This is a genomic window from Neisseria sp. P0004.S004, from assembly GCF_051963335.1.
GTDB lineage: Bacteria > Pseudomonadota > Gammaproteobacteria > Burkholderiales > Neisseriaceae > Neisseria.
Genome location: NZ_JBQCUK010000011.1, coordinates 41,591 through 63,403 on the forward strand (window position 1 = coordinate 41,591; position 21,813 = coordinate 63,403).

The following is a 21,813-nucleotide window of genomic DNA, read 5'->3' on the forward strand; positions in this document are numbered from 1 at the left end:
TGTTTGAACGGGTTGCTGTCTTATTAATCATTAATGATTATCAGAAATTTTTTATGCATTAACTGATGGATGAACAATCCATTACATCTTGAGTTGATAATATGAAACCATTACAAATGCTCCCTATTGCCGTGCTAGTCGGTAGTATTTTTGGCAATCCAGTATTAGCAGCAGATGAAGCTGCAACTGAAACCACACCCGTTAAAGCAGAGATAAAAGAAGTCCGCGTTAAAGGTCAGCGCAATGCAGCTACCACTGTGGAACGAGTAAATGCTAGAACTATTCAAGAACAAATGATTCGGGATACACGCGATTTGGTGCGTTACTCTTCTGATGTTGGTGTTTCTGATGATGGTCGTCGCATGAAAGGCTTTGCCATGCGCGGTGTGGAAGATAACCGTGTAGGTATCAGTATCGACGGTGTGGCATTGCCCAGTTCGGAAGAAAATTCACTCTATGCGCGTTACGGAAACTTCAATAATTCCCGTTTAAGCATCGATACCGAGTTGGTTAAAGGTGTGGATATTACGAAAGGTGCGGATTCATTTGAAAGCGGCAGCGGTTCTTTGGGTGGTAATGTGAACTACCGCACGCTTGATGCACGGGATATTGTTTTGCCGGAACAAAATTTCGGCGCACTTCTACGCAGCGGTTACGCAAGTAAAAACAGAGAGTGGGCGAATACCGCAGGTTTCGGCTATGCCGGCAATGTTTTTGATGCAGTGGTTTTGTATTCTCGCCGACACGGGCACGAAATGAAAAGCAGGGGCGGTGATATCGTTGATTTTGTAGGTTTTGATGAATTGGATAAACAGGATAAGGCAGAGCGTGGCTCAGCGCGTATTCATCCTGATCCATCCAAACACAATAACCATAGTTATTTGGTGAAATTAGGCTGGCAGCCGGCTGATTCGCACCGTTTCGGTTTTTCTGTTAACGGACAAAATAACAGTAATTACACTCATGAAAAAACTTACTCCCTAACAAGTTATTGGAGGGAGGCAGACGATGTGCAGAAACGCACCAATATTAACCTAAACCACGAGTGGACCCCTACCTCTTCCATTCTTGCTTTGCTACGTACGGACTTGGATTATCAGAAGACCCGCAATGGAGCGATAAACTATAAAGGCGATATGGTTCGTACCGGAGATTGGCGCACAGGTTATCAGTATCACAACGGTTTTATGGCTGATAGAGACGAGCGGAATATGGATACCAAATACAAGCGCATTACCTTCCGTTTGGACAGCCAGCCTTTTTCACTGTGGAAAGGTGAACACAGATTATCTTTTAAGACTTTTGCCAGTCGTCGCGACTTTGAAAATGTAAATGATGATTTAGATTTTAATTCAACAGGTAATATAACTGGCCGTAAACATTACACCATTATGCGTCCTATGAAGACGGATCAAATCGGTTTTTCATTGCAGGATAAAATCGCTTTAGGCGATAAGTTCTCTGTAAATGCAGGGGTGCGCTACGACCATGAGAAGGTAAAACCACAGGCTTTCAAGCCAGATACGCCTTGTTTGAGTACCTGTGTTAATGATGGCAATCCTGCCGCAAGAAGTTTTAATACATGGAATGGTACTTTAGGCTTGGGTTACCGCTTTAATGATACTTGGCGTGCAGCCTATCAAATCAATACGGGGCATCGCGTGCCGACAGCATCGGAAATGTATTTTACTTATACCAGCGTGTATGGCAACTGGATAGCGAATCCGTCGCTGAAAGCTGAACGCAGCCTTAATCAAACATTGTCGCTGCATGGTAAAAACGACAAAGGGTCTTTGGATTTCAGCCTGTATCAAACCCGTTACCGCAATTTCCTGTTTGAAGAAGAACATACCTTCCAAGCTCCCAATCCATTTGCTGGTGATTGGTATGCTTGTTATACGGATCCGACCTATTGCGGTGCTACGCTTACCCAAATCGGTCAGCAAATGGTTAATATCGATAAAGCAAGGGTGAGGGGCATTGAATTTAAAGGCGAGATGAACCTACATCAAGTAATGCCCGTGCCGGAAGGTTTCAAATTATCCGGCGCATTGGGTTACAGCAAAGGCAAATTGTCCGGCGATCGCGGCAGTATGCTGTCCATCCAGCCGCTGAAGTTGGTGCTTGGATTCGATTATGAGTCTCCTGATGAGCGTTGGGGTATTTTCTCCCGTGTCAGCTATATGGGCAGGAAAAAAGCCAAAGATGCCCAAGTAATTGAACAAAAGAGCTATTGCACAAGCTATAAGCTCGATCCTTGGACAGGTGAGGAAACAGATGATTGTGCTGTTGCCTTGCAGTATCGTGACGATAAAATCGACTTCCGTTGGTTGAATAAAGCGGCAACTGTTGTGGATGTATTCGGCTACTACAAACCGGTAAAACGTATGACTTTACGGGCGGGCGTTTATAATCTGTTTAACCGGAAATACCATACATGGGACAGCTTGCGCGGCATCAATCCGAGATCGACTATTAACTCTTTAAGCACAAGTGATACTAAATCAGCAGCCCAGGGCTTGGAACGCTACTATGCCCCAGGCCGCAATTACGCTGTATCGCTGGAATGGAAATTCTAAGCAGTTAACGGATAGCTAAAGGCCGTCTGAAAGTTTTGATGACTTTCAGACGGCCTTTTTTATTTAAAACGAAATCTTTAAACGGATAACAACGGCTGCTGCCGAACAATCGCGCGGATGATGGCGCGGTTGGGGTGCAGCGCGGTTCTCAGTCTTTGCGATAGTGGGTGCGGCAAGCCGAGTATTTCGGCCGCAATGGCGGCGGCGCAGATGGGGGCTGTCGCCAGTCCGCGTGTACCGTGTGCCGTATTGATGTAGGCATTGGGCAGGTAAGGGCAGGGGATATTGTCGAGGCGGTAGTTTTTGTCCAATGCCAGTTTGGCGTAGGCGGACTGCATTGCGGCGATGTCGCCGAGTGCGCCGACAACGGGCAAGTGGTCGAGGCTGTCGCAACGCAGGGCGGCATGGCCTTGTGTGTTTTGAAGGCCGTCTGAAAACGAATTTTGATCAAACAGGGATTGTGCCAATGGGGGATTGAGCTGTTGCAGGGCGGCGCGGTTTGCGGTTTCTTCGTGCAGATGCCAAGTTTCATCGTTGCTGTTGAGGATAAATGTCGCGCCGTAGCAGTGTCGACCTTGCCAGCTCGGGCTGATGTAGCTTTCGCCGGAAATGGCGCAACGCAGTTTTTGTGAAAACGGGCTGGCGGACACAACGCCGGTTTGGCCGCGGATTTGGCGGAAAGGCAGGGCGGAGACATTGGTGTCGGCGGCAGTCGGGCTGTGTGCACCCATACAGTAAACAATATGGCTGGCTCTGAAATGCGCGTTTGGCGTGTGTGCCGTCCATTGTGAGCCGTCATGCGATACGGCGGTCAGCGGCGATTGTTCGTGCAACTCAATCAGCGGATGATTCAATAAGGTATGAACGACGGCAGGCGGATTCAGCCATACGCCTTGCGGCCAATAAAGGCCGTCTGAAAATACGTCCATGCCTGCAATGTGCGCAGCCTCTTCGGCAGATACGCTGCGGTAAAGGTGTTTATGCTGGTGTTGCAACCCCAAGGCCTGATTGCGTTTGCGTTCGCTGTCGTCAAAATTCAAATGCAATACGCCGTCGCCGCCCCATACGTCGGAGTCGGGCAGCAAGTCTTCCAGCAATCGGCGCGTGTAGCCGTAGCCTGTCAGCAGCAGCTCGGTTTGTTCGGTATCGTGTGGCGAGATTTTGGCGTAGAGCAAGCCTTGGCGGTTGCCGCTGCCTGCCTGCGCCGCTTTGCCTGCCTCCAAAACCGTAACGCGTACGCCGTGTTCCGCCAGTTTGCGTGCAGTCGCTGCGCCGGCAATGCCTGCGCCGATAATCAGGACGTGTTCGGGTGCGGCTTGATGTTCAGGCCGTCTGAACCAAGGTTTTAGGGGAATAGGGGCGGATTGGGGTATGGCTTCGGTTTGCCATTCGATATGAGGGAAATGTTCGTGTAAGCGGTCGGCGCGGTGTGGCGGAACCAGCCAAAGGTGCACGTCAGGCAAGAGGTTTTCTAAAACATTGACGCTGTTGAACTGAAGGCATTTCATGGCTTGATCGAGGCGGTTGTTCAGACGGCCTTCAAGCTCGGAGGGATGATTTGACAGCGGAAAATCGGGAATATGGTTTTTAGGCAGGCAGACAATCAAATAAAGCGGCGCGGTATGTTGTTCGATGGCGCGGCAAAGGTCGGCAAGGGCGGGCGTGGTGTTCCAAGCAAGGCAGGTCATGATGAAAGGCCGTCTGAAAAAAGAGGCTTTATTGTAACGCGGTTTGCGTGGATAGAATATCCGGACGGGTTTTGATAAAATCTTTCGATATTTGTTTTCCCATTGATTTTCATACAGGAATTTTATGCGCCGTCTTTTATTGTGCCTTCTCGCTTCCGGCTTGCCCGTTGCCTGTTTATCCGCGCCGCCGGATAACGGCGGCAAAGCCTTTCAGCCCGAACGGTGGGCAACACCCATTAAACACGATGCCAACCTTTATCGCATCGATGACAAGCTTTACCGCAGCGAGCAGCCTATTGCCGAAGATGGCGAAGCCATTGTCAAGCTGGGCATTCAAAGCGTGATCAACCTGCGCTTTTTCGACCGCAACGATGACGACCATTTGAAGGCGTATGGTTTGACCTTGTTAAACCGTCCGTTGCTGTCATGGAGCATTAAGCCGAAAGAGATTGCGGAAATCCTATACCTGATTGAAAAACAACAGCAAAACGGCGCGGTACTCATCCATTGTTATCACGGAGCGGACCGTACCGGTTTGATTGCCGGAATGTACCGCATCATTTATCAAGGCTGGCCGGTGGAAGAGGCAAAAGCCGAAATGCAACACGGGCCTTACGGTTATCACAGCATTTGGAAAAACATTGTCAAACTGTTTACCGAAGAGAAAGTCAAGCAGGTTAAAACGCATTTGGAAGCCTTGCGCAAACGCGGTTGACGCCAAGATTCAAAACATAAAAAGGCCGTCTGAAAGATTTGTTTTTTCAGACGGCCTTTTTAATGGCAGATGACTTAAATCACAAAATCCGTAGATGATAATTGAATGCTTTGATCCATATCGGCAGATGGGGTTTTGGAAGAGCGGCCGACCGGTTTGGCCGGTACGCCGACAACGGTAATCGAAGACGGCACATCGGCAACCACCACGCTGCCTGCGCCGATTTTGGCATTTTCGCCGATGCGGATGTTGCCCAATATCGAAGCGTTCGCACCAATCATTACGCCATTGCCGATTTTCGGGTGGCGGTCGCCGCTTTCTTTGCCCGAACCGCCCAGCGTTACGCCGTGGAGGATGGAAATATTGTTGCCCAAGACGGCGGTTTCACCGGCCACAAAACCAGTGGCATGGTCGAGCATCAAACCATGACCGAAACGCGCAGCCGGGTGGATATCGACGCCGAACACTTCCGACATGCGGTTTTGCAGGAAATACGCCAGCGTTTTGCGGCCGTTTTGATAAAGCCAGTGGTTGATGCGGTGTGCCTGTACGGCGTGGAAACCTTTGAAATACAACAGCGGTAGCGAATATTCATCACAAGCCGGGTCGCGCTCGTAAATGGCTTTCAAGTCGGCCTCGACACATTTGCTGATGCGGGTGTCCGCACTTAAAGCCTGCTGATAAATTTCAAACAGCGCACGCACGTCCATAATCGGACTGCCGAGCTTGCTGGAAAGATGGTAGGCCAATACCGAATCGAGAGACTGGTGGCGCAATACGGTTTGATGCAGGAAGCTCGCTAGCATCGGCTCGGCCACGGCGGCGGCTTCGGTTTCTTCGCGGATGGTGTGCCACAGATTAAAATCAGTTGAATTCAAATGGTCTTTTTTCATGTTTGAGGCCGTCTGAAGAATACAATCAGATGGTTATCTTACCGTTTTCCAACGTCTTTTAACAAGGCATTTGATAATCGGCATTCAAATGCTTGAAGTTTTTTCAGACGGCCTTATATATGAAACATCGAATATCAACACGCTAAAAGGATGTCAGAAATGACGGAGCATAACGAACAACATCAACACGAAGCAGAAGAAGCGGCAGCCGTAGAAACTGCCGAAACCGTTGAAACCGAACAAGCCGAACCGACTTACGAAGAACTTCAGGCGCGTGTCGCCGAGTTGGAAGGCCAGCTCAAAGACAGCGAATTGCGCGGTCTGGCAAACGAGCAAAACCTGCGCCGCCGCCATCAGCAGGAAATCGCCGACACGCATAAATTCGCCGGACAAAAATTTGCAGCAGAAATGTTGCCGGTTAAAGATTATCTCGAAATGGCGCTGCTGGACCAAAGCGGCAATTTCGATGCGCTGAAAATGGGCGTGCAAATGACTTTGAACGAGCTGCAAAAAGCATTTGATGCCACCCATATTAAAGAAATCAACCCGCAGCCGGGCGACAAACTCGATCCGCACCAACATCAAGCCATGCAGGCAGTCGTCAGCGAGCAAGAGCCGAATACCATCGTCAGCGTGATGAAAAAAGGTTATACATTGGCCGACCGCGTGCTGCGTCCTGCAATGGTTGTCGTGGCGAAAAAAGAAGATTGAAGGCATCGCTTGATAAAGTTTATCAAGCATAAAATCTTCAGACGGCCTTATCCGGTTTCAAAACCCGATGTTCCGCTATTGGAAAATCATTCCGATAAACCGGAATCGGAAAATGAAAACCGGGTCGTCTGAAAAAAGAATAAACGGCTTGTGGATAAATAAATCAAGCACTTGAATTTAATCTTAAAAAAAATTCAAATTAGGCCTTGAAAAAAAATGAAGCAACCTTATTTACAAGCCATCGGAACGAAATGTTCCACAGGATTATTAATTAAGAAAAGTTTATTTAGGAGCAACATAATATGGCAAAAGTAATCGGTATTGACTTAGGTACAACCAACTCTTGTTTGGCCATTTCTGAAAACGGTCAAACCAAAGTCATCGAAAATGCAGAAGGCGCACGTACCACTCCTTCCGTTATCGCTTATTTGGACGGCGGCGAAATCCTTGTCGGCGCGCCTGCAAAACGCCAAGCGGTAACCAACGCTAAAAATACTATTTACGCGGCCAAACGTTTGATCGGCCACAAATTTGAAGACAAAGAAGTACAACGCGACATCGAATCCATGCCTTTTGAAATCATCAAAGCCAACAACGGCGACGCATGGGTAAAAGCACAAGGTAAAGAGCTGTCTCCTCCTCAAATTTCCGCAGAAGTTTTGCGTAAAATGAAAGAAGCAGCTGAAGCTTACTTAGGCGAAAAAGTAACCGAAGCCGTGATTACCGTTCCTGCCTACTTCAACGACAGCCAACGTCAAGCGACTAAAGACGCAGGCCGTATCGCAGGTTTGGAAGTAAAACGCATCATCAACGAACCGACCGCAGCCGCTTTGGCATTCGGTATGGACAAAGGCGACAGCAAAGACCGTAAAATTGCCGTGTATGACTTGGGTGGCGGTACTTTCGATATTTCCATCATCGAAATCGCCAACATCGACGGCGACAAACAATTCGAAGTATTGGCAACCAACGGCGACACCTTCTTGGGCGGCGAAGACTTCGACCAACGCTTGATCGACTACATCATTGACGAGTTCAAAAAAGAACAAGGCATTGATTTGAAACAAGACGTCATGGCTCTGCAACGCCTGAAAGAAGCTGCCGAGAAAGCCAAAATCGAATTGTCCAGCGGTCAGCAAACCGAAATCAACCTGCCGTACATTACTATGGACGCAACCGGTCCGAAACACTTGGCCATGAAAATTACCCGTGCCAAATTTGAAAGCCTGGTTGAAGATTTGATCCAACGTTCTATCGAGCCTTGCAAAATCGCATTGAAAGATGCCGGCTTGAGCACCAGCGACATCGACGACGTGATTTTGGTCGGCGGTCAAAGCCGTATGCCGAAAGTACAAGAAGCCGTTCGAGACTTCTTCGGCAAAGAGCCTCGTAAAGACGTGAACCCTGACGAAGCCGTTGCCGTAGGCGCAGCGATTCAAGGCGAAGTATTGAGCGGCGGCCGCAGCGACGTATTGCTGCTGGACGTAACTCCTCTGTCTTTGGGTATCGAAACCATGGGCGGCGTGATGACCAAGCTGATTCAAAAGAACACTACTATTCCGACTAAAGCGTCTCAAGTGTTCTCTACTGCCGAAGACAACCAAAGCGCTGTAACCATCCATGTGCTGCAAGGCGAACGCGAACGCGCTTCTGCCAACAAGTCTTTGGGTCAGTTCAACTTGACCGACATCGCACCTGCACCACGCGGTATGCCTCAAATTGAAGTTACTTTCGACATCGACGCCAACGGTATCTTGCACGTTTCTGCCAAAGACAAAGGCACCGGCAAAGCCGCCAACATCACCATCCAAGGTTCTTCAGGTTTGAGCGAAGAAGAAATCGAACGTATGGTGAAAGATGCCGAAGCCAACGCTGAAGAAGATAAAAAACTGACTGAATTGGTCGCTTCACGCAACCAAGCCGAAGCCCTGATTCACTCCGTGAAAAAATCTTTGGCCGACTACGGCGACAAACTCGACGCTGCCGAGAAAGAAAAAATCGAAGCTGCGTTGAAAGAAGCTGAAGAAGCCGTTAAAGGCGACGACAAAGCCGCTATCGATGCTAAAGCCGAAGCTTTGGGTACAGCCAGCCAAAAACTGGGCGAAATGGTTTACGCTCAAGCGCAAGCCGAAGCACAAGCAGGCGAGGGCGCACAAGCCGAGTCTTCTGCTAAGAAAGACGACGTTGTAGATGCCGACTTTGAAGAAGTAAAAGACGACAAAAAATAATTGATGCTGTCTGAAAAAAGCGCGAATCGAAAGGTTCGCGCTTTTTGTTGTTTGGGGAATGTGTAAAGACGCTTTGTCAAAGTTGACGGTAAACTTTCAAAACCTTGCTACATCATCGCGTTGCCATACTTCTATTGCTGAATTTTGAACAGATTTCGCCGAATGCAGACAGCAGCTGACAGTCAAAGCCATTAATATTTGTCCATCGCTTGAGTGCGAATAAATGCTTATTTTTACCTCAAATCAACCTCTTGAAAGAAGATAAATATGAAAAAACTGATTCAAATGACCATCTTTGATGGTTGCCGCTGCCGGCTTGGTATTGGCTCCTGTCGCTTCTGCGCATGGCAAACACGAAATGCATCCGAAACAAGAACGTATGCACAAAAAAGCCAAACCGCACAAAATGAAAAAACCTGCACCTAAAGCCAAACACCACGCACCGAAGCCCAAACATCATCAAGAGCATCACCACGAACCTCATTAAGATGAATCCTCAACAATAAATAAGGCCGTCTGAAACACAAACATCAGGTTTCAGACGGCCTTCGGTTTATCTGTCAAATAGCGCTTTGCCGTTTTTCTTGTGCCAAACGGGTCGGCTCCAGCCAGGCAATGTTTCTTTCTGCCAGCGCATCGCGCCAATAATCCAGTTTGGTATCCAAATCTTCAGAGAAACTGTCTTGATTCAAAAGTTGAATGATAACGCCGCCATCCGTAGCTTCGGCCAAGCGGCTGATTTGACGCAAAATGCCGCGGTCGGGAACAGTTTGCGTGCGTACGCCGATGAGAAGTTGCGCCGGAGTTTGTTTCAATTCGGCTTCCAATTGTTCCAAATCTTTTCTGCCGGCGACTACGCCTTTGTCTATCCACTCTTGCGCCAAAACGCCGGAAAACCAAAGCGGATCAGGCCATTCCGTTTCGAGTGTAACGGCCCATTTGGGCGCATTATTCAGCGTAATTTTGGATGAAACGGGAACGATGTTTTCCTGAAAGTCATCGGCATCAACAATCTTCGTTTGCCATGTACGGAGAATGTTTTGATAGTAGGGCTGATTCAGATCCAAACGTTCGCGCAGGGTTTTTAAAGAAATCTTGCAAGCCAGCCAAGCAATCAAGCGAGGCAGAATGCCATAGCAGATAATGCTGCCGATGAGTAAACCCGCCCAAGCGCGTGCATCTTCGATATGATTGTTCAGACGGCCTGCAATTACGGCCTGACTGTCGGGAACAGGAAAGCCCAAACGTTCCGGCAGCCATGACAAAGCCTCAACCGTTTTCACCAATGCCGTATTGCTTAACAGCGTACTTTCCCAGTTGAACGTATATTGACGCACCAAAAGCAGCAGCAAAACAGAAACCAACATTCCCGACAGCGTACAAAGCCACAGACTGTGTGAGGTTGTGCCAATCAGCCAACGCGTTTGCGGTTTGCGCCATTCGTCCATGTAAAGCCGCAAAATAGCCTGATTGACCGGGTCTTTACCTCGGAACCAAGTTGCCGGACTGCTGATAAAGTGCATATTTTTCAAACGCAGGAATAAAGTCGCCAGCCACACCAGCAGCATGACCGTATTCATGCCCAAAATCCCGGCCAATACCAGAAAAAAGTTCAGCCCCTGATTGTCCATCAACAGATAAGTGCTGGAAAAACCGACCGTAAACAACAACGTCGCCGCAACAATCCAAAGCCAAAACGAGCCCGTCTCCACCTGTTGCAACGCATATTTCAAATGCTTGTCGCGGTCGATAATTTGAGCGCGGCGTATCAGTTTTTCCTCATTGCCGCCGTCAATATGTCGCAACGCTTCCGTCGCCTGCACAGGATCTCCCGGAAAAATATAGGCACGCTCTTCAAGGATACGGACCAATTCGACAAGTTTTTGCGATGGATTCAACATAAATGATAGGCCGTCTGAAAGATAAAATGGAAACGTCTGTTATACCCACAAATAAACCCCTTTTTTGCAAAGGTCAAAAAATTAAAAGCAGTTTTGATTTTGGGTATATAGTGGAATAGATGTAAAAAAAGCAGCCCGAAAGCTGCTTATTTTGAGTGTGGTGCGGACGGAGAGACTCGAACTCTCACACCTCGCGGCGCCAGAACCTAAATCTGGTGCGTCTACCAATTTCGCCACGTCCGCACTAATTTGAACCGTGGATTATACACAAGATTAATGGGGGCGCAAAGTCTTGTTTGCTTGAATTTGTCGGTTTATCCCTTATATAATGACTTATTCCGGCCGTCTGAAAGCAGGGTTTGTTTTCAGACGGCCTCAACTTTCCATTTGGTGAGGAAGGGCTGATGCCTGCTTTATTGATTAAAGATTTTTTGCAGACGCAAGGTTTGAAGTTGCCTGCGGATGAGATACATGTTGCTTATTTGACTACCCAGGCTGTGATTAAAATGGGCAATGCTTCTGTTGAGCGTTCGATTTTGTGGCCGTCTGAAAATGGTTGGCAGTTGGCGGATTATGTCGATGCCGAACATGAATGGTTGCTGAAACAGATTTTTATGGCTTTGGATTCGGTTGCCGAGCGCACCGAGCATTTGAAAAGTGCAGCGGTTTATACAGCGTTTCCGAAAGATGGCGCGTTGTCGCTGGTTCGTCTGAGCCGTTGGGGCGTGCCGTTGGAAAATGTGATTCCAATTGATGAGCCGACCGGGCAGGCTTTTTTGGCTGTGCGTACGGCGCAAAGCGGTTGGATGAATGTTTGTCAGAATGTGGCGTATTGGCAGGAAATTGGTGAATTGTCGGCCGAACGCAATCATCCCGGTTTGAGTCAGATTTCTGTTCCTGTCTGTATGCCCAGCGGTGCAGTTTTAGGCGTGGTACATGCTGAATTTGATGTCAAGGACGGTGCGCCTGACGAAGTGTTGATGGCCTGGATTGCCCTTGCATTAGCCTTGGCAGAACCTTTGAAAAACCTCTTGGGTGTGGCTGAAAACGAGGAAGCGGAAAATGAGTAACGCGTTGAAGTTTGTCGCGTCATGCCGTTTGCCTACGGAATGGGGTGAATTTACGATGCACGGCTTCGAAGAAGAGGGTGGGCAGGAACATGTCGCATTGACGATGGGCGATGTTTCAGACGGCCTGCCTGTGTTGTCACGTATCCATTCCGAGTGCTTGACCGGCGATGCTTTATTTTCGGTGAAATGTGATTGCGGCCCTCAGCTTCAAGCGGCAATGCAGGCTGTTCAGAAAGAAGGGCGCGGTGTTATCGTATATTTGCGCCAAGAAGGCAGGGGCATTGGTTTGATAAACAAAATCCGTGCGTATCGTCTGCAAGACCAAGGCTTGGATACGGTTGAGGCCAATGTTGCACTCGGCCTTCCTGTGGATGCGCGCGACTTTACTTTGGCCAAGCAGATTTATGATTATCTGCATATTCGTGAAGTCAGGTTGCTGACTAATAACCCTGAGAAAATTCAAACGTTGAAAGATTCCGGCATTAATGTGGTCGAACGGATTGCATTACATGTCGGCGAAAATGTGGAAAATGAGCGTTATCTGCATACTAAAGCGGATAAATTGGGGCATTTGATTTTCGATTGATAGACGGGCATAACGGTTATTTTTATTGTTAAATAAAATATTCTATATTCTTTCAATGGGATATGTTTTTATTTAAATAAAAACCTTGCGCGTAATCTGATTTTTTGATTTAATGTCGGCTTATCGGGTGATTAGCTCAGTTGGTAGAGCGTCTGCCTTACAAGCAGAATGTCGGCGGTTCGACTCCGTCATCACCCACCACTTTCCTTTTCATTGTCTTTGACAGTGGATGCGCGGTGGTAGCTCAGTTGGTTAGAGTACCGGCCTGTCACGCCGGGGGTCGCGGGTTCGAGCCCCGTCCGCCGCGCCATTATTTAAAAAGCACTGATTATATCAGTGCTTTTTTGTTTGTCTTATAAAGGCACAATTAAGCCACGAAAATAGAAACAGGTAAATAACCACAGTGTATTGAAATTGAAATACTGTTTAATCTTAATTTTCTTATGTTTTAAAAAAGGCCGTCTGAAACTTTTAAAGTTTCAGACGGCCTTTATTCTATTGAAACAATGGATTAAATATCCAATTCTGCCGTATCGCCTTCTTTTTCCATCCATGCGCGGCGGGCGGCGGCTTCGCCTTTGCCCATCAGTTTGACGAAGATGTCGCGTGTTTCGTCATCTGCGCCTTCGGGGATTTGTACCTGCAACAGGCGGCGGGTGTCGGGGTGCATGGTGGTGTCTTTGAGCTGGTCGGGGTTCATCTCGCCCAAGCCTTTGAAACGGCTGATGGAATAGGCAGTTTCTTTAACGCCTTCTTTTTGCAGCCGCTCCAAAATGCTGTCGAGTTCGTTTTGGTCGAGGGCATAGAATTTGCGGGCGGGTTTGCTCTTGCCTTGTGCGTTGACATCGACGCGGAACAGCGGCGGCTGGGCGACGTAGATGTGTCCGTCGGCAATCAGTTTCGGGAAGTGGCGGTAGAACAGGGTCAACAGCAAAACCTGAATATGCGAGCCGTCCACGTCGGCATCGGACAAGATGGCGATTTTGCCGTAACGCAGGCCGCTTAAATCGGGATTGTCGTTGATGCCGTGCGGATCAACGCCGATGGCGACGGAAATGTCGTGGATTTCGGCGTTGCCGAAGAGTTGGTCAGGGTGGACTTCAAAGCTGTTGAGCACTTTGCCGCGCAGGGGCAAAATCGCTTGTGTGGCTTTGTCGCGGGCGAGTTTGGCGGAGCCGCCTGCGGAATCGCCTTCGACGAGGAAGAGTTCATTTTCGCGGATGTCTTCGCTTTCGCAGTCGGTCAGTTTGCCGGGCAGGACGGCGACGCCGCTGCCTTTTTTCTTTTCAATCTTTTTAACCGAACGCATCCGCGCTTGTGCCTGACGGATGGCGAGTTCGGCGATTTTTTTGCCGAAGTCCACGTTTTGGTTCAGCCACAATTCCAAAGGGTCGCCCGACACGGTAGCAACGAGTTTCAACGCGTCGCGGTTGGTCAGTTTGTCTTTGGTCTGACCTTGGAACTGCGGGTCGAGGACGCGGGCGGAGAGGACGAAGGCGGTTTTGCCGAACACGTCGTCGCTTTGCACTTTCACGCCGCGCGGTAGGAGGTTGTGCAGATTGATGAAGTTGTTGACCGCGTTGAACACGGCTTGTTTCAAGCCTGCTTCGTGCGTGCCGCCCAACGGAGTAGGGATGAGGTTGACGTAGCTTTCGTTGGCGCATGAGCCTTCTTCCAGCCAAGTCAGGGCAAACGCAGCACCTTCGCCGATGCTGAAATCGCCGTTGTGGCCGTCTGAAATGTAGTTTTCGCAAGAGAAGATAGGCACAGCTTCTTGCGCATCGGCAATCAGGTCGGTCAGATAGCTTTTCAGGCCGTCCGGGTAGTGCCAAGTTTGGGTGTATGCTTCGTCTTCGCCTTTAACCGGACGGGTCAGAGAAACGCGCACGCCCGGCAGCAGTACGGCTTTGGCGCGCAGCAGGCGTTCGAGTTCGGGAATGCTGTAATTCGGGCTTTCAAAATATTTGCCGTCCGGCCACACGCGCACTTCGGTGCCGCTGTCTTTGACGGCGCATTTGCCCACTTCAGTCAAAGGTTCAATGACGTCGCCACCGGAAAAGACGATGCGGTGGATTTTGCCTTCGCGTTTGACCGTTACCTCAAGGCGGGTGGAGAGGGCGTTGGTCACGGATACGCCGACGCCGTGCAGACCGCCCGAAAAGGCATACGCGCTGCCGCCGTCTTTTTTATTGAACTTGCCACCTGCGTGCAGACGGGTGAACACGAGTTCGACTACGGGTACGCCTTCTTCAGGGTGCAGGCCGACGGGAATGCCGCGGCCGTTGTCGCGTACGGAAAGCGAACCGTCTTCATGAATTTGCACGTCAATTTCAGTTGCGAAACCGCCCAACGCCTCGTCCGCCGCGTTATCAATCACTTCCTGACAGATATGGGTCGGGCTGTCGGTACGGGTGTACATGCCGGGACGTTCTTTGACCGGCTCCAAACCTTTGAGGACGGTAATGCTGGATTCGCTGTATTGATTGTTTTTAGCCATAGGAATAATGTAAAGGCCGTCTGAAAGGAAGAAAAACAACGCTTTCAGACGGCCTGAAAGCGTTGGGGTTATAGGTTTTCTATTGGATTGCGACGGATAAATTCTTCATAGCTTTCTATGCCGCGCAAGAAACGGGAAAGTTCGGTCAATGCGCCCAAATACACGCCGCGCTTGAAGTCGATGACTTCGTCAACCGGCGCCCAGTATTGGTGCCAGCGCCAGCCGTCAAATTCAGGATGGTGGCAGGCGCGGAGGTTGACGTCGCTGTCGCGGCCGACCAAACGCAAAAGATACCAAATCTGTTTTTGTCCGCGATACGAACCGCGCCATTCGCGGCGCACCCAGTGGCTGGGCACGTCATAGCGCAGCCAGTCGCGCGTGCGGCCGATAATTTTGACATGTTGCGGCAGCAGGCCGACTTCTTCGTACAACTCGCGGTACATGGCGGTCTCAGGGCTTTCGCCCGGCTTGATGCCGCCTTGCGGAAACTGCCAAGAATGTTCGCGTACGCGTTTGCCCCAAAAGACTTCGTTACGTTCGTTAATCAGGATAATACCGACATTGGGGCGATAGCCTTCTCTGTCTAACACGGGGTCGCCCTTCATTAAATTCAATCGTGCAATTTTCCCACAAATTGGGCGGTTTTGACAAATCTTGAGGCCGTCTGAATAAGCACACAGTTTTTTCCAGACGGCATGAAACCGTTTCTGAAAAAATGTTGTTTATGAATAAAACCATAGCTTCAGGCCGTCTGAAAAGGGAGAATTTTTTCTGCTTTAAGGTCTTGCATTCAAAAGCTTTTTGCCGTTTAATGCGAACCTTGCTGAATCAAGGGCAAAGGACACATGCCGGCCGCCCCCACAGTTTCCCTTTTGTAAGTGGCATCTGCCACCGCTGCAATATTTTTACCCCCCGAACAAAAGGTCTGAAACCATGAAAAAATCTTTGATGGCGGCGGCAATCGTGAGCCTCGTCTTGACTGCGTGCAGCGACGGACAAGGAACCGCCGCAGAATCTTCCGCATCGCAAACTTCCTCTTCCCAAACCGATAAACTCAATATCTACAACTGGTCGGATTATGTCGATCCGGCCACGCTGTCTGCGTTTGAAAACAAAACGCATATCAACGTCCGCTACGATTACTACGACAGCAACGAAGCGCTGGAAGCCAAGCTGCTGACCGGCAAGTCGGGTTATGACCTGGTTGCGCCGTCTATTGCCAATGTCGGCCGTCAGATTAAAGCCGGCGCATATCAAAAAATCGACAAATCGCAAATTCCCGATTACGCCAATATCGATCCCGATTTGTTGAAAATGATGGAAACCGTCGATCCGGGCAACGAATATGCCGTCCCTTATTTCTGGGGCATCAATACGCTGGCGATTAACAAGCAGCAGGTTCAAAAGGCTTTGGGTACGGACAAGCTGCCTGAAAACGAATGGGATTTGGTGTTCAACCCTGAATACACCCGAAAACTGAAATCCTGCGGCATCAGCTATTTTGACAGCGCCATCGAGCAGATTCCTTTGGCTTTGCATTATTTGGGCAAAGACCCGAACAGTGAAAACCCTGAGGACATCAAAGCCGCCGTCGATATGATGAAAAAAGTGCGTCCCGACATCAAACGCTTTACCTCGTCCGGCTATATTGACGACATGGCTGCCGGTAATCTTTGCGTATCGGTAGGCTATGGCGGCGACCTCAATATTGCCAAAACCCGTGCCAAAGAAGCCGGAAACGACGTAGAAATCGAAGTATTGACACCGAAAAGCGGCGTTGGTATTTGGGTGGATTCGCTGATGATTCCGCGTGATGCGCAAAACGTGGCTAATGCACACAAATACATCAATCACACGCTTAACCCGGAAACGGCGGCCAAAAACGGCAACTATGTGACTTATGCTCCGGCCAGTCGTCCGGCGCGGGATTTGATGGATGAAAAATACACCTCTGACGAATCGATTTTCCCAAGTAAGGAATTGATGGAAAAAAGCTTCATCGTCTCTCCCAAATCAACCGATGCGAGCAAACTCAGCGTTCGCTTGTGGCAGGCTTTGAAAGCAGGGCGATAATGAACATTGAAATTTGAATACTCAGGCCGTCTGAAACAGTTTTTCAGACGGCCTGAGTGTTATAATTGTCAACACTTTTCAAATATCCTATCAGGAGAAACCGCGTTATGAACAATTCAGTCATCACCGTCATCGGCAAAGACCGTGTGGGCATTGTGTACGACGTTTCCAAAATTTTAGCGGAAAACCAAATCAATATTCTCAACATCAGCCAACAGCTGATGGACGATTTTTTTACCATGATTATTTTGGTGGACACCTCAAAATGTGCTAAATCGCGTCAAGAAGTTTTGGATTTGTTTGCGGAAGAGAGCAAAAAATTCGCGCTTGATATCCGCATGCAAAACGAAGAAATCTTCCAAGCCATGCACCGTATTTAAGTCGGAGGGAGAGCCATGAGTATTCAATCCGGCGAGATTTTAGAAACCGTCAAAATGGTTGCCGACCAGAATTTTGACGTCCGCACCATTACCATCGGCATTGATTTGCACGACTGCATCAGCAGCGACATCAATGTATTGAACCAAAACATTTACAACAAAATCACTACGGTCGGCAAAGACTTGGTGGCAACGGCAAAATATCTGTCTGCCAAATACGGCGTGCCGATTGTGAATCAGCGCATTTCCGTTACGCCGATTGCCCAAATCGCGGCGGCGACCAAAGCCGATTCTTACGTCAGCGTAGCGCAAACTTTGGACAAGGCAGCCAAAGCCATCGGCGTGTCTTTTATCGGCGGTTTTTCCGCGCTGGTGCAAAAAGGCATGTCGCCTTCGGACGAAGTACTGATCCGTTCCATTCCCGAAGCGATGAAAACCACCGATATCGTGTGCAGCTCCATCAATATCGGCAGTACGCGCGCGGGTATCAATATGGATGCGGTCAAGCTGGCAGGCGAAACCATTAAACGCACGGCTGAAATCACGCCCGAAGGTTTCGGCTGCGCGAAAATCGTCGTGTTCTGTAATGCAGTGGAAGACAATCCGTTTATGGCGGGTGCGTTCCACGGTTCGGGCGAAGCGGATGCCGTTATCAATGTCGGCGTTTCCGGCCCGGGTGTCGTAAAAGCCGCGTTGGAAAATTCAGATGCAACAACGCTGACCGAAGTTGCGGAAGTAGTGAAGAAAACCGCTTTTAAAATTACCCGCGTGGGCGAACTCATCGGTCGCGAAGCCTCAAAAATGCTGAATATCCCGTTTGGTATTCTTGACTTGTCGTTGGCACCAACCCCTGCCGTCGGCGACTCGGTGGCACGCATTCTTGAAGAGATGGGTTTGAGCGTCTGCGGTACGCACGGCACGACGGCTGCCTTGGCATTGCTGAACGATGCCGTGAAAAAAGGTGGCATGATGGCTTCCAGCGCGGTTGGAGGTTTGAGCGGCGCGTTTATCCCCGTTTCCGAAGACGAAGGCATGATTGCCGCTGCCGAAGCTGGTGTGTTGACACTGGATAAACTCGAAGCGATGACCGCCGTTTGCTCCGTTGGTTTAGACATGATTGCCGTTCCCGGCGACACGCCTGCTCATACCATTTCCGGCATCATCGCCGACGAAGCCGCTATCGGCATGATCAACAGCAAAACCACCGCCGTGCGCATCATTCCGGTTACCGGCAAAACCGTCGGCGAAAGCGTCGAGTTCGGCGGCCTGCTGGGCTACGCGCCTGTAATGCCGGTTAAAGAAGGTTCGTGCGAAGTGTTCGTCAACCGAGGCGGCAGGATTCCTGCGCCGGTGCAGTCGATGAAGAACTAATTGGATTGATGAATAAAAAGGCCGTCTGAAATTGATTTTCAGACGGCCTTTTATATTTGCAGGGTAATTATTTAAACATATTTTTAATAATGCCCATTACGCTGCGTGAAATGGCGTTGGTTACTTGGCGGTTGATTTGGCTGCCGATGGCGTCGGCAACGTTGTAGCCCAAACCTTGGCCGGATTTTTTACGTCCGCCACTCAAACCGCCGATCAGTCCGCCGAGGATGCCGGGATCGGCATTGGCAGCTTCTTTTTCTGCGGCTTTTTGTGCTTTTTCCTGCTCTTTGGCAGCATTTGCGGCTTCTTTTTCAGCGGCTGCTTGGCTGTCTGCTTCGGCTAAGGCTTCAAAGGCGGAATAGTTGTCCACCATGTCTTTGTAGGTCGGATACAAATCGTCGTTTTGGAACAAACGGTTGCGCTCTTCGGCGGCAAGCGGGGTTAAGGAAGATTGCGGCGGCAGGACGAGAGCGCGTTCTACCGGTTCGGGCATACCTTTTTCGTCGAGGAAGGAAACGAGTGCTTCGCCAACGCCCAGTTCGGCAATCGCTTCGGCAACTTTGATGTTTGGGTTGCTGCGGAAGGTTTCGGCAGCGGCTTTGACTGCTTTTTGGTCGCGCGGCGTGAAGGCGCGCAGGGCGTGTTGTACGCGGTTGCCGAGCTGTCCTAGGATGGTGTCGGGCAAATCGAGCGGGTTTTGGGTGACGAAATATACGCCCACGCCTTTGGAGCGGATCAGGCGCACGACTTGTTCGATTTGTTCGACCAGTGCATTGGCGGCATTGTCGAACATCAAATGCGCTTCATCGAAGAACATCACGAATTTCGGTTTATCCAAATCGCCGACTTCGGGCAGGGTTTCAAACAATTCTGCCAGCATCCACAGCAAAAACGCGCTGTACATACGCGGCGAGCGCATCAGTTTTTCGGAATTGAGGATGTTGATGACGCCTTTGCCGTTGTCGGTCTGCATCCAGTCTTGCAGGTTGAGGGAAGGTTCGCCGAAGAATTTTTCTGCACCTTCGTTCTCCAGCGTCAAAAGCTGACGCTGAATCGCACCGATACTGGCGGCGGAAACGTTGCCGTATTGCGTGCGGTATTCCGAAGCGTGGTCGGAAACGTGTTTCAGCATGCTGCGCAGGTCTTTCAAGTCCAGAATGTGCCAGCCTCTGTCGTCGGCAACTTTGAACACGAGGTTGAGCAGGCCTTCTTGCGTGTCGTTCAGATTCATCAGACGGGCCAAAAGCATAGGGCCCATTTCGGAAACGGTTACGCGTACGGGGATACCGGTTTCGCCGTAAACATCCCAAAAGCGCACGGGGAAACTTTGCAGCCATTGCTCGCCCAAATCAAACTCGGCGATGCGTTCGCCCACTTTGCCGCTGTTGGCACCGGCTTGCGCGATGCCCGACAAATCGCCTTTGACATCGACTAAGAATACGGGGACGCCTTCGCTGCTGAAGGCTTCCGCCATGCGGCGCAGGGTAACGGTTTTACCCGTACCGGTCGCACCGGCGATCAAGCCGTGGCGGTTGGCCATTTTGCCTTGGATTTCGAGCGTTTTCCCGTCGGTACGTGCAATTTGAAATGTAGTCATGATTATTCCTTAGAATCCGTGATGTGAAACAATGTGTTGTCTTAAAAAACAAGCATTTTAACGTTTGCGGCGGGGGGATTCAACTAAGCGAAGTTTCAGACGGCCTTAAGTTTTGCAAAGGTTTTTGTGCAGTGATTGGACGGGGTTGAAATCTGCTATAATTCCATCCAACCCGCAACCGTCTGACAAGGCGGTTGTTTTCTTTGTTTTTTGAATATTTGTTACGAAAGCGAAAATCGGAATGACTGCACAACAAGCCCCGTTGGGCGAAAAAACCATGGCCGTGCTGATGGCGATGTTGGTCGCGCTGATGCCGTTTTCTGTCGATGCCTATCTGCCTGCAATTCCCGAAATGGCAAAGTCGCTGGGTTCGGACATCCACCGCATTGAGCAAAGCCTGAGCTTTTTTATGTTTGGCGTGGCGTTTGGCCAGGTGGTCGGCGGTTCGGTTTCGGATATTAAAGGCCGCAAACCTGTCGCCTTGGTGGGCTTGAGCATTTACTTTGCCGCCGTTGTCGGTTTGACGATGGTGAATAATGTCGAGCAGCTGCTGAACTTGCGTGCCGTGCAGGCGTTTGGCGCAGGGATGACCGTGGTAATTTCCGGCGCGATGGTGCGCGATTATTATTCCGGACGCAAAGCCGCGCAGATGTTTGCCTTAATCGGCATTATTTTGATGATTGTGCCGCTGATGGCGCCGATGATTGGTGCGGGCTTGCAGAATTTGGGCGGCTGGCGCATGATTTTCGGTTTTCTGGCCTGCTATTCGCTGCTGCTTTGGGGTTTGATGTGGTATTTCCTGCCCAAGCCGCACCAAAAAGGCAAAATCAGCATGGACGTGTTCGGCGTGGTGGCCGGTAGGTTTAAACGCGTTTTGAGAACGCGTGCCGCGATGGGCTATTTGTTTTTCCAAGCTTTCAGTTTCGGTTCGATGTTTGCCTTTTTGACCGAATCGTCGTTCGTGTACCAACAACTGTATCATGCTTCGCCAAACCAATATGCTTGGATATTTGCGCTCAATATCATTACCATGATGTCGTTTAACCGCGTTACCGCGTGGCGTTTGAAAACCGGTACGCATCCGCAAAACATCCTCAAATGGGGCATTATCGTCCAATTCGTCGCCAATTTGCTGATGGCTGTTTTGGTGTTGTTGCTGTCTTTGCCGCCTTTGTGGGCTTTGGTGTTGTGCGTGATGTTTTCAGTCGGTACGCAAGGCTTGGTCGGTGCGAACACTCAGGCCTGCTTTATGGGCTATTTCAGCGAAGAGGGCGGCAGCGCAAATGCCGTTTTGGGCGTGTTCCAATCCCTCATCGGCGCATCGGTCGGTATGGCAACGACTTGGCTGCATAATGGTTCTGCCTTGGTAATGGCCGGTATGATGTTGAGCTCGACCGTGTGCGGTATCGTACTGTTGTGGGTTTGCTCGCATCAGGCTTGGATGGAAAACGATAAAAAAGAATATGTTTAACCTTCAGGCCGTCTGAAAAACGGTTTCAGACGGCCTCGACTTTATATTGAAGA

At 49.7% G+C, this 21,813-nt stretch carries 17 protein-coding genes and 3 tRNA genes; 13 read left to right on the top strand and 7 right to left on the bottom strand.

What is annotated here, in order from left to right; all coding sequences use genetic code 11:
* Positions 1–101 precede the first annotated feature (101 nt).
* Positions 102–2,579, top strand: a complete 2,478-nt coding sequence (locus tag ACTHRY_RS09785; protein WP_440374216.1) for a TonB-dependent hemoglobin/transferrin/lactoferrin family receptor — start codon at positions 102–104, stop codon at positions 2,577–2,579.
* A gap of 77 nt (positions 2,580–2,656) precedes the next feature.
* Here the strand turns inward: ACTHRY_RS09785 and mnmC are convergent, their stop codons facing one another.
* Positions 2,657–4,267 (bottom strand): FAD-dependent 5-carboxymethylaminomethyl-2-thiouridine(34) oxidoreductase MnmC, encoded by a 1,611-nt coding sequence (gene mnmC / locus ACTHRY_RS09790; RefSeq protein WP_440374217.1) that lies wholly within the window; start codon positions 4,265–4,267, stop codon positions 2,657–2,659.
* Positions 4,268–4,391: 124 nt separating this feature from the next.
* Here mnmC and ACTHRY_RS09795 point away from each other — a divergent pair, with 124 nt between their 5' ends.
* Positions 4,392–4,982 carry a tyrosine-protein phosphatase gene (locus ACTHRY_RS09795; RefSeq protein ID WP_049323158.1) on the top strand — a complete coding sequence of 197 codons (591 nt, stop codon included), beginning with the start codon at positions 4,392–4,394 and terminating at the stop codon, positions 4,980–4,982.
* Positions 4,983–5,056: 74 nt separating this feature from the next.
* Here the strand turns inward: ACTHRY_RS09795 and cysE are convergent, their stop codons facing one another.
* Complete coding sequence (gene cysE / locus ACTHRY_RS09800) at positions 5,057–5,875, bottom strand: serine O-acetyltransferase (protein WP_440374218.1); 819 nt, start codon at positions 5,873–5,875, stop codon at positions 5,057–5,059.
* A gap of 150 nt (positions 5,876–6,025) precedes the next feature.
* Between cysE and grpE the strand changes: the two genes are divergently transcribed.
* The 3 genes from grpE to ACTHRY_RS09815 all read left to right on the top strand — a co-directional run bounded on the left by grpE (position 6,026) and on the right by ACTHRY_RS09815 (position 9,301).
* Positions 6,026–6,586 carry a nucleotide exchange factor GrpE gene (gene grpE, locus ACTHRY_RS09805; protein WP_003747507.1) on the top strand — a complete coding sequence of 187 codons (561 nt, stop codon included), beginning with the start codon at positions 6,026–6,028 and terminating at the stop codon, positions 6,584–6,586.
* Positions 6,587–6,888: 302 nt separating this feature from the next.
* Positions 6,889–8,814, top strand: coding sequence for a molecular chaperone DnaK (dnaK, locus tag ACTHRY_RS09810; protein WP_049323161.1), 1,926 nt, complete (start codon positions 6,889–6,891; stop codon positions 8,812–8,814).
* Between the two features lie 298 nt (positions 8,815–9,112).
* On the top strand, positions 9,113–9,301 hold the full coding sequence (locus ACTHRY_RS09815) for a hypothetical protein (RefSeq protein ID WP_234398619.1): 189 nt from the start codon (positions 9,113–9,115) through the stop codon (positions 9,299–9,301).
* Between the two features lie 73 nt (positions 9,302–9,374).
* On the opposite strand, the gene ACTHRY_RS09820 is transcribed toward ACTHRY_RS09815, so the two are convergent.
* Positions 9,375–10,715, bottom strand: a complete 1,341-nt coding sequence (locus ACTHRY_RS09820) for a DUF2868 domain-containing protein (protein ID WP_049323164.1) — start codon at positions 10,713–10,715, stop codon at positions 9,375–9,377.
* Between the two features lie 158 nt (positions 10,716–10,873).
* Positions 10,874–10,958, bottom strand: a tRNA-Leu gene (locus tag ACTHRY_RS09825).
* A gap of 161 nt (positions 10,959–11,119) precedes the next feature.
* Between ACTHRY_RS09825 and ACTHRY_RS09830 the strand changes: the two genes are divergently transcribed.
* The 4 genes from ACTHRY_RS09830 to ACTHRY_RS09845 all read left to right on the top strand — a co-directional run bounded on the left by ACTHRY_RS09830 (position 11,120) and on the right by ACTHRY_RS09845 (position 12,681).
* Positions 11,120–11,785: a hypothetical protein gene (locus ACTHRY_RS09830; protein ID WP_049323165.1), complete on the top strand. Its 666-nt coding sequence runs from the start codon at positions 11,120–11,122 to the stop codon at positions 11,783–11,785.
* On the top strand, positions 11,778–12,371 hold the full coding sequence (gene ribA / locus ACTHRY_RS09835; RefSeq protein ID WP_003685106.1) for a GTP cyclohydrolase II: 594 nt from the start codon (positions 11,778–11,780) through the stop codon (positions 12,369–12,371). Before ACTHRY_RS09830 ends, ribA begins: the two co-directional genes overlap by 8 nt.
* A 125-nt stretch (positions 12,372–12,496) precedes the next feature.
* Positions 12,497–12,572, top strand: a tRNA-Val gene (locus ACTHRY_RS09840).
* Between the two features lie 32 nt (positions 12,573–12,604).
* Positions 12,605–12,681 (top strand) — tRNA-Asp (locus ACTHRY_RS09845).
* Between the two features lie 201 nt (positions 12,682–12,882).
* Here the strand turns inward: ACTHRY_RS09845 and parE are convergent.
* Complete coding sequence (parE, locus tag ACTHRY_RS09850) at positions 12,883–14,868, bottom strand: DNA topoisomerase IV subunit B (RefSeq protein WP_049359887.1); 1,986 nt, start codon at positions 14,866–14,868, stop codon at positions 12,883–12,885.
* Between the two features lie 68 nt (positions 14,869–14,936).
* Entirely contained in the window at positions 14,937–15,473 is a 537-nt protein-coding gene (locus ACTHRY_RS09855; RefSeq protein ID WP_003747493.1) for an RNA pyrophosphohydrolase, read from the bottom strand.
* 328 nt (positions 15,474–15,801) lie between these two features.
* On the opposite strand from ACTHRY_RS09855, the gene ACTHRY_RS09860 reads away from it, so the two are divergent.
* From ACTHRY_RS09860 to ACTHRY_RS09870, 3 genes are all read left to right on the top strand, one after another.
* A complete protein-coding gene (locus tag ACTHRY_RS09860) occupies positions 15,802–16,941 on the top strand; it encodes a polyamine ABC transporter substrate-binding protein (protein WP_440374219.1) in 1,140 nt (379 codons plus the stop codon).
* A 107-nt stretch (positions 16,942–17,048) separates the two neighbouring features.
* Positions 17,049–17,321, top strand: coding sequence for an ACT domain-containing protein (locus ACTHRY_RS09865; RefSeq protein WP_049322013.1), 273 nt, complete (start codon positions 17,049–17,051; stop codon positions 17,319–17,321).
* A 15-nt stretch (positions 17,322–17,336) separates the two neighbouring features.
* The gene (locus tag ACTHRY_RS09870) at positions 17,337–18,692 is read left to right on the top strand and encodes a PFL family protein (protein WP_049322017.1); all 1,356 of its coding nucleotides are present in this window, start codon (positions 17,337–17,339) and stop codon (positions 18,690–18,692) included.
* Between the two features lie 67 nt (positions 18,693–18,759).
* On the opposite strand, the gene ACTHRY_RS09875 is transcribed toward ACTHRY_RS09870, so the two are convergent.
* Positions 18,760–20,289: a helicase HerA-like domain-containing protein gene (locus ACTHRY_RS09875; protein ID WP_049322018.1), complete on the bottom strand. Its 1,530-nt coding sequence runs from the start codon at positions 20,287–20,289 to the stop codon at positions 18,760–18,762.
* A 241-nt stretch (positions 20,290–20,530) separates the two neighbouring features.
* On the opposite strand from ACTHRY_RS09875, the gene ACTHRY_RS09880 reads away from it, so the two are divergent.
* Entirely contained in the window at positions 20,531–21,760 is a 1,230-nt protein-coding gene (locus ACTHRY_RS09880) for a multidrug effflux MFS transporter (protein ID WP_049322019.1), read from the top strand.
* Positions 21,761–21,813 lie beyond the last annotated feature (53 nt).